Origin of the sequence: Maribacter sp. BPC-D8 (assembly GCF_035207705.1) — a bacterium.
In the GTDB taxonomy this organism is placed as follows: Bacteria; Bacteroidota; Bacteroidia; order Flavobacteriales; family Flavobacteriaceae; genus Maribacter.
Genome location: NZ_CP128187.1, coordinates 2662529 through 2674511, shown reverse-complemented (window position 1 = coordinate 2674511; position 11983 = coordinate 2662529). Strand labels below are relative to the sequence as shown.

Here is an 11983-nt window from a genome sequence, read left to right as displayed (position 1 = left end):
TTGAATCTAGAATATTTTATCGCCAAACGGCTTATAAAGGGTAAGGAGCATAAAATTAGTATATCTGCACCAATAATAAAAATAGCCATTGCAGCAATTGCAATAGGGGTGATTATGATGTTGGTGGCTATTGCTACAGGACTGGGATTAAAAGAGAAAATTCGTGAGAAAATAACTGCTTTCAACGGTCACGTTCAAATCTATAATTACGATAATAATAATTCTGAAGTTTCTGTCGTGCCCGTGAGTACGGAGCAAGAGTTTTATCCGGACTTCAATATGGTTGATGGCATTGTGCATATACAAGCTGTGGCGACTAAAGCAGGTATTATACGTACCGAAGAAACTTTTGAGGGTATTATCGCTAAAGGTGTCGGCAAAGAATATAATTGGGATCCGTTCGATGAGTTTTTGATTGACGGAGTTTTGCCTGATTATTCGGGAGAGTTGAATTCTGATGTGCTTATTTCGAGAATAATGGCAAATCGTTTGAACTTAAAATTGGGAGATTCTTTCTTTACCTTTTTTCTTCGGGATGATGCAGCCGATAAAATACCAAACCAACGAAAATTTACCATCACCGGAATCTACGATAGCGGATTTGAAGAAATTGACGGACTCTATATATTCACAGACATACGCCATATTCAGCGCATGAATAAATGGAAAGATACCGAAGTAGGTAACTTTGAAATCTTCTTGAACAGTTTTGATGATATTGATCAAAAAGCGAATGAGATTTATGGGGAAACGGTAGCCAGTTTAGACACCAAAACCATAAAAGATAAGTACTATAAAATATTTGAATGGATAGGCTTGTTCGATTTTAATATCGCCCTTATCATTGGGATCATGATTATCGTTGGTGGTATAAATATGATTACCGCATTGCTCGTTTTAATATTAGAACGTACGCCAATGATTGGTATTTTAAAGGCTTTGGGTAGTACAAATTGGAGTATTAGAAAGGTGTTTTTGTACAATGCGACCTACCTTATTGCAGTTGGCTTATTTTGGGGCAACCTTATTGGGCTTGGAATTATTTTTATACAAGAGAAGTTTCGCATTTTCAAATTCCCGAATCCGAAAGAATACTACATCGAGTACATACCTGTAAGTATAGATCTTGGGACAATTCTTCTTTTAAACGCGGGTGTATTGTTGTTGTGTTTATTGATGCTTTTGATCCCGTCGTATATTATTACGAGAATTACACCGGTAAAAGCTATTCGATTCGAGTAATATTTTTTTCAATAGCTTATTCACTAATTAATCTTTGATTAGACCCCTTTTTGGTAAATTTGATGTAAAACAGACCACATGCATCAAAAATTACTACTTACCCTAATTGCTGTGTTTTTATTGACAGGCGTCAATGCACAGAAACTTTCAAAGAACGAGAAGAAGGTTGTGAAAGCTATCGAGCAAAATAATGCTGAGGCAATTTCATTTCTAGAAAAGGTCGTGAATATTAATAGCGGTACCTTAAATCTTAAAGGTGTTGAAATGGTAGGGAAGGAGTTTGCTACCGCATTCACCGATATCGGTTTTGAAAGCACTTGGATACCTATGCCCGAAGAAATGAATAGGGCGGGACACTTGTTTGCTGAAATAAAAGGCACCAAGGGAAAGAAGTTATTGCTAATAGGTCATCTTGATACGGTGTTTGAAGAAGATAGTCCGTTTCAAACTTTTGAAATGGTGAACGACTCTATCGCGCATGCGCCAGGCGGTAATGATATGAAAGGTGGCGATGTTATCGTTTTGTATGCATTAAAAGCACTACAACAAAACGGATTACTAAATGATGCTCAAATAATTGTTGCCTTTACGGGAGATGAAGAAAGTACGGGTAGTCCGCTAGAAAAAAGTAGACACGATTTAATTGAAGCTGCCAAAAGAAGTGATATCGGTTTAGGGTTTGAGAACTCTACCGGATTCAATTATGCAACCGTAGCCCGTAGAGGGTCATCTGATTGGAAAGTTGAGGTTGAGGGTAAAAGAGCACACTCTTCTGGTATCTTTAGTGAAGAAACAGGTGCAGGAGCCATTTTTGAAATGTCGAGAATTTTAAACGGATTTTATACCGATGTAAGAGGAGAAGATTTGTTGACTTTTAATCCGGGGACTTTAGTAGGTGGTACTTTTGTGGAATTTGATGAAATGACCAGTAAGGGAACTGTTTTTGGTAAGACCAATGTAGTGGCGCAGAAAGCAGAAGTCCGTGGGGGATTACGATTTATATCCGAAGAACAAAAAGAACGCGCTCGGGAAAATATGAGAACCGTGGTGGCGAATAATTTACCACATACATCGGCAACAGTAACTTTCGAAGATAGTTATCCGGCTATGCAACCTACCGAAGGTAATAAGGCACTATTGACAAAACTGAATACGGTAAGTTTAGATTTAAAGCAAGGTGAAGTGTTAGCATATGATCCAGGTAAAAGAGGTGCAGCAGATACTTCTTTTGTAGCGCAATATGTAGATTGCTTGGACGGATTGGGGACGATGGGAAATGCAGCCCACACCCCCGAAGAAACCGTCAACTTGAATACTATAGAAGCATTAACGAAAAGAACAGCATTATTAATTTATAGATTGATAAATGAGTAATATAACAACATTAGAAGTAGGTGGTCAACAGGTTAAAATTGAAGCAGGTGAACTGGTAGGTTACCGAGTTTCTGGTCATGAATTCATGCACCAAAAGGGTAACCCTGGGTGGCGTAGTGTAGATACTGAAATGTTTCCGCTAATCGGACCAACAAATGAGGCAGATTTTAAAGTGAAAACTCCCAAAGGTTTTGCTACACAAGATCAGCACGGTCTGTTACGTGAAATGAAATATAAGTTGGTAGAAAGCTCGGCAAGTAAAGCTGTGTTCTCTAAAAAATATACGGCAAATACAGAGGTTTTAAATTCAAAATATCCTAATAAATCTACCGCAGAGAAACTAAGCTGGCCTTACGATTTTGAGTTTGTAAAGTCACTTGAATTAATAGACAATTCATTGGTGGTTACCTTTTCTATCTCAGGGGAAGAAGGCATGCCTTTTATGTTGGGCTATCACCCTGCATTTATGTTGCATAGCGATAATGCTATTATTTCTGCCGGAGAACAAAATATTACTATACCCGAGGTTATGGAAGTTGGCAGTAGAGCATTACAAGTGCCTAATACCGATGTAGTTACTTTAAAAGATGAGAAATCACTTCAAATAACATCTGAAGCCTTTAGTCATTTTATGCTTTGGACGGAGGTGCCGAATATGGTTTGTATAGAACCGATTACCTTTTATCCGTATGCGGTTGAACAAGATAATTTGGCAGAAGGTTTTATGGTATTAAAAAAGGAGCCTGCAATTTTTAAAGTGGCGTTAAAACCGCTATAGTTTAAAATTCATCGCTAAAAAATAGTGTATGTGTTATGATGTAAAAGCCAGCTTAGAGGCGCAGTTAAAAAAGGCAAAGAGAAGTCAAGATTTAAAGGCGATTGAAGAGATTGTTGAAAAACTTGCGCCGTTGACCGATTTACCGCTTCATCATGCATCGGGGTTTTCGCATCCTGAGGTTTTAATATATACTAATGAAGATCCATTTTATCCTATTGTCGCTACTTGGGGGTTGATTCCGCATTGGGTGAATAGTGTTGAACTACAAAAGAAAATTTGGAACAGTACATTAAACGCTCGGGTCGAAACCATTTTCGAGAAACCTGCTTTTAGAGATGCTGCGAATGAAAAACGCTGCATACTTTATGTTGACGGCTTTTATGAGCATCACCATTATAACGAAAACACGTATCCTTTTTTTATCCACCGAAAAAATAACGAACCTTTAGCGTTGGCTGCATTGTGGTCTGAGTGGAGACATCCTGAGCATGGCGGTATTATCAATTCATTTTCAATTGTAACTACAGTTGGAAATGGTATGATGGCTAAAATTCATAACAACCCGAAACTGAAAGAACCACGTATGCCATTAATGTTGGCAGATGAGATGGAAGCGCAGTGGCTAACTTCATCTGCAGATTTTGAGAAAGAATTACAAGGACTGCTCAGCTCAAATAACAATGTGGCATTGCAAGCACATACGGTGGGCAAACTGCGTGGTAAAAGCTATGCTGGAAATATAGAATCGATTGCTGAAGAAGTAGTATATAAAGAACTAGAACCAGAAGAACTTAATTTCTAAGCAATGGCATATAGTGAGTATTTAGCAGATAGGGTTCGACCTCGTTTAAAAGGAAAAGGCGAGCTGGAGGAGAAGAAAATGATGGGCGGACTCATATTTATGGTCAATACTAAAATGTGCATTGGTGTTATGTACGATAAGAAAATTGAAGAAGATAGGTTAATGATTCGTGTTGGTAAATTGAATTATGAAGAACTACTAAACAAACCAGGCAGCAGACCAATGGATTTTACTGGTAAACCGATTCGTGGTTATTTATTTGTAGGTCCTGATGGATTCGACACCGAAGATGATCTTGATTTTTGGGTAGAAAAAGCGTTGGAGTTCAACAGACTTTTAAATCAATAATGTAATGGTTACAAAATCTGATTCTATGCCTTTTGAAATGATTAAATTTACGGTGTGAAAAACATTTTCCCTTTTTTAGAATGGGTTTCAACCTATAAAAAAGCTTACTTTATAAGAGACTTGTTGGCAGGTCTTACTGTGGGTATCGTATTGGTGCCACAAGGTATGGCGTATGCAATGATTGCAGGATTACCGCCAGTTCATGGTTTATATGCTTCTTTATTTCCGATACTTACCTATGCACTTTTAGGAACATCACGAAAAATAGCCGTAGGGCCTGTTGCGATGGATTCTTTATTGGTTGCCGTAGGTTTGGGGACATTGGCAATTACCGGTGTAGAAAACTACATTATAATGGTCGTGTTGCTTACCCTAATGGTGGGTTGTATTCAGTTTATACTGGGTGTGCTGCGAATGGGTTTTTTAGTCAATTTTCTTTCTAAACCCGTAATTAGTGGTTTTACATCTGCGGCAGCGATTATTATAGTGCTAAGTCAGCTGAAACATTTATTGGGTGTTTCTGTGCCAGGTAGCAATAAAATCTACGAAACCGTATTAAATATTTTTTATAAGCTAGGCGAAATCAATTGGGTAGATTTTAGTATTGGTATTGTTGGTATAGCGCTATTGCTGGGCTTTAAAAAATGGAATAAAAATATTCCCGGAATATTAATAATAGTAGTGTTAGGTATAATGGCTGTCTATCTATTTCAGCTTGATGCCTTTGGAGTTAAATTAGTAGGTGAAGTTACTAGCGGATTTCCATCTTTTGTGATGCCGACCTTAGATGTTGTAGACATGGAAAAATTAGCACCTATTGCCATCGCTTTGGCGCTGGTTGGGTATCTAGAAGCTATTTCTATTGGTAAGGCGATTGAAGATAAAACAGGTGAAGATACTATAGATGCCAATCAAGAATTAATAGCTATTGGTTCGTCAAATATTGTGGGGTCTTTTTTTCAAGGCTATCCGGTTACGGCTAGTTTCTCTAGATCTGCAATTAGTTATGATGCTGGTACAAAAACGAATCTTTCAGCAATATTCAGTGTTATATTGGTCGTTCTGACCTTATTATTTTTAACGCCATTATTTCAATATTTGCCCAATGCAATTTTGGCAAGTATTATAATGGTATCGGTAGTAAAACTTATTGATATTACCTATTTCAAACATTTATGGCTGAATAGAAAAGATGAGTTTTTTATAATGTTGATTACGTTTATAATTACACTGTTCATAGGTATTACACAAGGTATTCTAATTGGTGTTTTGTGCTCTTTGTTGTTAATGGTGTATAGAACGTCTAAACCGCATTTTGTAGAGATAGGTAACATCGGTAATTCTGACTACTATAAAAATGTTATCCGTTTTGCAGATGAGGTAGTTGTTCGAAATGACCTTTTAATTGTTCGATTCGATTCGCAATTATACTTTGGTAATTCTGCCTATTTTAAAAAGCAGTTATTGAAACATATGAGAGCAAAAGGACCCCATTTAAAAGGGATAATTCTGAATGCTGAATCTATAAATTATATAGATGCTACCGCAGCAGATATGCTATCGAAGTTAATACATGATATTCGTGAAAGAGGACTTCAATTTTTTATTGCAGGAGCAATCGGACCAACGCGAGATATCATTTTTAATACCGGAATCATTAAAGAATTGCAACGAGAGTTTTTATTCGTAAAAACGAAAGAAGCAGTTGATTTCTTTGATGACCCCAATGAAATTTCATTATTGGCTGCAAAAGTAGCTTATGAAAATAGTAGAATGGCTAAAGCTAATAGAGGCTTAAATTAAATAAATCTCGTACCTTAAAGGTGAAGAGATATTGTAAAAATAAAAAATTGTAGAATGAATATAGAACAGATATATACAGGTTGTTTGGCTCAAGGGGCATATTACATTGAGAGTGATGGTGAAGTTGCTATAATTGACCCATTGAGAGAGGTGAGTCCGTATATCAAAAGAGCAGAAAACGACAATGCAAAAATCAAGTATATATTTGAAACTCATTTTCATGCAGATTTTGTAAGTGGACATGTAACGCTTTCAAAAGAAACTGGTGCGCCGATAATTTATGGTCCTACAGCAAATCCTTCTTTCGATGCTATTATTGCCGAAGACGGACAAGAATTTAAATTGGGTAAGATTACATTCAAGGTGTTGCATACACCAGGGCACACGATGGAAAGTACTACCTATTTATTGAGAGATGAAAATGGTAAAGACCATGCTATCTTTTCTGGAGACACTTTGTTTTTAGGTGATGTTGGTAGACCAGATCTAGCTCAGAAATCTGCAGACATGACGCAAGAGCAATTGGCAGGTACGTTGTTCGATAGTTTACGTACTAAAATTATGCCGTTGGCAGATGATGTTATTGTTTATCCGGCTCACGGTGCAGGTTCTGCCTGTGGTAAGAATATGATGAAAGAGACGGTCGATACCTTGGGTAATCAGAAGAATATGAATTACGCTCTTAGAGCAGATATGACCAAAGAAGAATTTGTAAAAGAAGTAACCGATGGTCTGTTGCCGCCACCTAAGTATTTTCCTTTAAATGTAAAAATGAATAAGGAAGGATATGAAGATATTGGTGATGTACTAGATCGCGGTAATGTTGAATTATCTCCCGATGAATTTGAAAAGGCAGCTAACGATACGGAAGCTTTGGTGTTAGATGTAAGACATCAAGACGAATTTGTAAAAGGTCATATACCAAGATCAATATTTATCGGACTTAATGGTGATTTTGCGCCGTGGGTGGGTGATTTAATTGCTGATACCAAACAACCTTTGTTATTGGTGATACCTGAAGGAAAAGAAGAAGAAGCAATTACAAGATTATCGCGTGTTGGTTTTGATTCTGCCATAGGATATTTAAAAGGCGGAATTGAAGCTTGGCAAGCAGCAGGCAAGGAGATTGACCAAATAACTTCTATTACTTCATCTGAAGCCAAAACCCTTATTGATAAAGGAAATATTGGTGTTTTTGATGTTCGTAAAGATGGCGAATACCAAAGTGAACATTTGGTAGGTGCCGTTCATACTCCGTTGAGCGAGTTGAACAAGCATTTATCTGAATTTCCAGAAAAGGGAGAATTTTTAGTGCATTGTGCTGGCGGATACCGTTCTGTTATCGCATCATCTATTTTAAAGAGTCGCGGAATCCATAATCTTATTGATGTAAAAGGTGGATACGGAGCACTTAAAAATGAAGATTTAGAGAAGACAGATTATGTTTGTCCGACCACTTTATAAGTAGTTGTATTACTTCGTTTATAATGCAAATACGGCAGTAGGATTATTTCTTACATAGCTTTCAACAATACGCTGGGTTTCCAGCGTATTTTTTTGTGGCGTAATGAACATTTCAAGATCTTCAATTTGTGCTATGGTAACATCGGTAGGGGCGAAGCCGTAACCAGCATAATTGTTTTCTTTGATGATTACAAATCCGTTTTCGTCCATAGTTCTGCCGTTGGTTTTAATAACAACTGTAGCTTCTACATCTTTTATGCTTTGTAAGGCTTCTTGTACGCGTTGGTTATATGCTGCTACCATATCTAGGTCAGAACAAATACCTATGCATTGTTTGATTTTGTAATGCGAGCATACTGCCACATTTTCTTGTAGATGGCAATACTTAGGGCAAAGCTCAAAAGTACTGCACAGGGTTTCTAAATACTGTCTGGCTGCGGTCGGACTATAACAAATAGCAACCGGATTCGGAGTCATCTTTATTTTATTGAACGCAAGGTGTATAATGCCGTTTCGGTCTTCGTAGGTAAATATGCCGTATTGTTGAATAGATCTTTTTTGCGCACTGTTGTATTTAGGGTAGTGGTGTTTAATCTCGGCAGATTCTTTTAGTAAGGCAATGAGTTCATTACCGGTCTCCTCAAAATCTAATGACGTAGTTTCTGCACAAAGGGTAATCTCTTTTGTTTTTTTGTCGTAAAAATGACCAAGCACTCTTTTTTTAATGTTCTTGGCTTTACCAACATAAATAATTTTACCCTTACTGTCTTTAAAGTAATACACACCCGCAGTAGTTGGTAGTTTTAAATATTCTTCTTTTGGTAACCCAGGTGGTAAAGTAGCTTCTTGAGATTTTGAATTCAAGAATTGTTTAAAAACAGTATCGGCATTTTCGGCTCTCAGTAATTTGTGAAATAAAAGTACCGTGGCATGGGCATCACCTCTGGCTCGGTGTCTATCGGTTAAAGGAATACCTAAGGCAGCCGTTAATTTACCTAAGCTGTATGAATTGTAGCCAGGTAATAATTTTCTTGATAAACGAACGGTACATAGTTTCTTTCTAGAGAAATCATGGCCCAATAATTTAAACTCGTTTTTGATGACGTTATAATCGAAATTGACACTGTGGGCTACAAAAATGGTGTCTTTGGTAATTTCTACAATCTGCGGAATCAGTTCTTCTAATAACGGGGCATTTCGTACCATGTTATCGTCAATACCTGTGAGTCCGGTAATAAAAGCAGGTATCGGACATTCCGGATTCACCAAAGAAGTAAACTCATCTACTACTTCGTGACCATCATATTTGAAAATGGAAATTTCGGTAATTCGGTTACCCTTTATACCGTTTCCGGTAGTTTCTATGTCAATTATCGTATACAAAAAGAGAAGAATGATTTAGTACTGCAAAGTTAGCAGAAAAAGCATTAATAGAGGTACTTCTCTTCTATGTTTAGTATTTGACTAAAGTGTAGATATGTATAAGGTGACTCGAACGTATTTGCGAATAAATGTTGAGCGTATCCACTTTTAATGTATAGTAAAATATAGTAGTTACTAAAGTGTAAAGATTGTGGTCTTTAAAAACAGCCAGATAAGATTTCTAACTTTTATTACAATTTAAAATAAATTGGTATTTATAGAAATTAAACAAAGCAGTATTAAGAAAGACTGTTTGTATTTCTTAATGCTATTTTACAGTACTTGCATTATCAATAACCGCTACTCCAAAATTGTTGCTGTCGGCGGTATTGTTTGATATTACTTTTTCAGCATTATCTCGTACTACGTATTCTGAAACTAGGTCATAATCTTTCCCACAAGAAGATAAACTTAAAAGGAAAATAATGGCTGCTACAGGGACGAAAAAGGTTTTGGTAGGGTATAATTTCATGTAATTGGTGGTAAAAATTATCTCGCTATTTTATTAGCGCATTTCGAAAATATTTAAACTTTATTCATTAACGACGAAAAGTTGGTTTTATTCGATGAAATGCACACAAATGTTATTAACACCTCTTGTTAATAACAAAAATGAGGTATAATATAAGTGTATTAACTTATATTGTATGTGAGTTATAGTAGATTTTTCTATGAAATAAATAAAAAAATAAGTCCTTTATTATCGTTACTGTCCTATTTTCTCCGAATTCGATTAATAATTACTAGAAAGGCTTAGACTAAAATATGTTTAGATTTTAAAAAGGTTTTAGATTTAGAGTATGCTCTTTTGTTATTTAATAAACCATAGTAGTTCAGAATCGGATAGCTCGTAATTTACCTTCAGCGGATTTATTTTTCGTTCGCCACAGCATCCCAATATTTGTAGCGCCTCTTTTCTCTTATATAGTAGGTGATATTTAAATCTGCCCTTTTAAAGGAAAGACAGAATTGTGTAACAAGCAATTCACTTTAAAACTATGTGTAGACAAGAATTGGAACAATACCAAAAACAGATATCTTATTAGTTAGTGAAAATGTGTTGGTTCTATTTCTTTAAAAGGTAAAGGTGAGGTAGATATTTGTCGAAGCAAATTTCTTAAAGCATCGAATTTAAAGATAGCTTGATGTTTAGGTAAACTTGAACTTAATAAATGAATGCATCTTTGTATCGAGTTTAGAGTACGTTTTGAGTTAGTAGAACTACCGATGCATCCTCATATGTGTGTCGGTTTTTTTATGCTCGAAATTAGAGGTGAAGTAAAGTGGTATTTTGAGTGTAAATTAAAGTTGAACTCTAATCTCATTAATTTTAAAAACCTGAGTCCTCAGAAGGTTCTGAAAAATCTGAACAATTTTCTCTTGATTTTTTTCAGGTATACGACCGCCAATAATCCAATTTTTCTTAACGAACTTGGTGCTTTCTAAATTAAACTCAGACTTCAAGAGAAGCAGTGCTTCATCGCGAGTTTCGTCGTTCATTTTACTGAACATTTGTCTTATATTTTCGGTCATGGTTGGTTTTGGTAGAATCCAAAAATAAATAAAAAAGTGTTTCAACCGCGTAATTAATTCAAATAGATATGAGCATGTTGATAACAATGTAATTCACATTTGTTTGTAACCTAAGTTTTGGTTGATTTGTAAATAAACATTTAATGGTTTTACAGATAATATACTATAGGTAGTTTTAGCTGTAGTTAGCTAACGATTTTAATATATTTTTTATACTTAAAGTTGATTTTTTGAATAGGCTATTTATTAAAGCAGATTCTGCGATTCATATAAAATGCAAATTGTATGTAGTTCATATGGGGTCTGTTCAAAAATTATAGTTACATATATAATAGGAGCTTTCATCATAATCATTAGTGCCTACAATTTTCATCTATTCTATTTGATAGTTCATACTTAAAGAAGCTAGTTATCTTTCATCGCTATGCTAGTTGATTCAATCTTCATATTAATAGTGCTAAAATCCGAGTTTTTTTAAAATTTTCTTTCGATACGAGAATACAAGCGATTTTTTAATGAAGAATATTTTCTTACAGTTTCAAGATTATTAGCATGATATTTTAGAACTTCTGTTATGTTTTTTTAATTTACTGTAAATTATATGCTATAAATAACTGATATTGAGTTGATTTTATGTTTTTAAAGTGATGTTTTAAATACTCAAAATGTACCTTTATGTGATAAATATTCATTTTTAGTAAAATAAATTTGTAAGTTTTATCTTGTTAAAATTATTATAACGTATATTTATTACATAAAGTAGTATCAAAAATTAATTGCTATGAAAATTGACACAGTTTGTATTATAGACGACGACCCCATTTGTGTTTATGGCACTAAAATTCTTTTGAATCACAATAACTTTGTGAGTGCAAATATTCTAGTCTATGAAGATGGTTTTGAGGCTTTGAACAATTTAACTTCGCTTCTAAAAAACGGACAGAAAATGCCTGATATTATATTACTAGATTTAAATATGCCAGTAATGAATGGATGGGAATTTTTGGACAAATTTCAAAAACTAAGCTTTGGTAACAAACCACAGGTATACATTGTGAGTTCTCACTTTGATCAATCTGAAATTAAAAAAGGAAGAAGTTATGACTTGGTTCGCGATTTTGTATCAAAACCTTTAATTGCTAAAAATTTGAATGATATTATTACTATGAGTAAAATAGCAGTATAAATTGTACAAATAGAATAAAGTAAAAAACCAC

At 35.2% G+C, this 11983-nt stretch carries 11 protein-coding genes; 8 read left to right on the top strand and 3 right to left on the bottom strand.

Annotated features, from left to right (window positions below):
• The 7 genes from QSV08_RS11900 (at position 1) to QSV08_RS11870 (ending at position 7811) form a co-directional block, all read left to right on the top strand.
• A complete protein-coding gene (locus QSV08_RS11900; RefSeq protein WP_324023576.1) occupies positions 1-1242 on the top strand; it encodes an ABC transporter permease in 1242 nt (413 codons plus the stop codon).
• 78 nt (positions 1243-1320) lie between these two features.
• Complete coding sequence (locus tag QSV08_RS11895) at positions 1321-2616, top strand: M20/M25/M40 family metallo-hydrolase (protein ID WP_324023575.1); 1296 nt, start codon at positions 1321-1323, stop codon at positions 2614-2616.
• A complete protein-coding gene (locus QSV08_RS11890; RefSeq protein WP_324023574.1) occupies positions 2609-3394 on the top strand; it encodes an aldose 1-epimerase in 786 nt (261 codons plus the stop codon). Before QSV08_RS11895 ends, QSV08_RS11890 begins: the two co-directional genes overlap by 8 nt.
• A gap of 28 nt (positions 3395-3422) precedes the next feature.
• Positions 3423-4196 (top strand): SOS response-associated peptidase, encoded by a 774-nt coding sequence (locus QSV08_RS11885; RefSeq protein ID WP_324023573.1) that lies wholly within the window; start codon positions 3423-3425, stop codon positions 4194-4196.
• A 3-nt stretch (positions 4197-4199) separates the two neighbouring features.
• Complete coding sequence (locus tag QSV08_RS11880; protein ID WP_324023572.1) at positions 4200-4544, top strand: TfoX/Sxy family protein; 345 nt, start codon at positions 4200-4202, stop codon at positions 4542-4544.
• A 54-nt stretch (positions 4545-4598) separates the two neighbouring features.
• Positions 4599-6347, top strand: coding sequence for a SulP family inorganic anion transporter (locus QSV08_RS11875; protein ID WP_324023571.1), 1749 nt, complete (start codon positions 4599-4601; stop codon positions 6345-6347).
• A gap of 54 nt (positions 6348-6401) precedes the next feature.
• The gene (locus QSV08_RS11870; RefSeq protein ID WP_324023570.1) at positions 6402-7811 is read left to right on the top strand and encodes an MBL fold metallo-hydrolase; all 1410 of its coding nucleotides are present in this window, start codon (positions 6402-6404) and stop codon (positions 7809-7811) included.
• An 18-nt stretch (positions 7812-7829) separates the two neighbouring features.
• Here QSV08_RS11870 and QSV08_RS11865 read toward each other — a convergent pair whose 3' ends face one another.
• From QSV08_RS11865 to QSV08_RS11855, 3 genes are all read right to left on the bottom strand, one after another.
• Complete coding sequence (locus QSV08_RS11865) at positions 7830-9194, bottom strand: exonuclease domain-containing protein (protein ID WP_324023569.1); 1365 nt, start codon at positions 9192-9194, stop codon at positions 7830-7832.
• A gap of 307 nt (positions 9195-9501) precedes the next feature.
• Complete coding sequence (locus QSV08_RS11860; protein WP_324023568.1) at positions 9502-9705, bottom strand: hypothetical protein; 204 nt, start codon at positions 9703-9705, stop codon at positions 9502-9504.
• 830 nt (positions 9706-10535) lie between these two features.
• The gene (locus QSV08_RS11855; protein ID WP_073242711.1) at positions 10536-10766 is read right to left on the bottom strand and encodes a hypothetical protein; all 231 of its coding nucleotides are present in this window, start codon (positions 10764-10766) and stop codon (positions 10536-10538) included.
• A gap of 781 nt (positions 10767-11547) precedes the next feature.
• On the opposite strand from QSV08_RS11855, the gene QSV08_RS11850 reads away from it, so the two are divergent.
• Complete coding sequence (locus QSV08_RS11850) at positions 11548-11952, top strand: response regulator (protein WP_324023567.1); 405 nt, start codon at positions 11548-11550, stop codon at positions 11950-11952.
• The last annotated feature ends 31 nt before the right edge of the window (positions 11953-11983 follow it).

Excerpts from the sequence above, each read along its gene's own strand:
- QSV08_RS11895 (WP_324023575.1), top strand. The coding sequence starts at position 1,321 with ATGCATCAAAAATTACTACTTACCCTAATTGCTGTGTTTTTATTGACA.
- QSV08_RS11890 (WP_324023574.1), top strand. The coding sequence starts at position 2,609 with ATGAGTAATATAACAACATTAGAAGTAGGTGGTCAACAGGTTAAAATT.
- QSV08_RS11885 (WP_324023573.1), top strand. The coding sequence starts at position 3,423 with ATGTGTTATGATGTAAAAGCCAGCTTAGAGGCGCAGTTAAAAAAGGCA.
- QSV08_RS11880 (WP_324023572.1), top strand. The coding sequence starts at position 4,200 with ATGGCATATAGTGAGTATTTAGCAGATAGGGTTCGACCTCGTTTAAAA.
- QSV08_RS11870 (WP_324023570.1), top strand. The coding sequence starts at position 6,402 with ATGAATATAGAACAGATATATACAGGTTGTTTGGCTCAAGGGGCATAT.
- QSV08_RS11860 (WP_324023568.1), bottom strand. The coding sequence starts at position 9,705 with ATGAAATTATACCCTACCAAAACCTTTTTCGTCCCTGTAGCAGCCATT.
- QSV08_RS11855 (WP_073242711.1), bottom strand. The coding sequence starts at position 10,766 with ATGACCGAAAATATAAGACAAATGTTCAGTAAAATGAACGACGAAACT.
- QSV08_RS11850 (WP_324023567.1), top strand. The coding sequence starts at position 11,548 with ATGAAAATTGACACAGTTTGTATTATAGACGACGACCCCATTTGTGTT.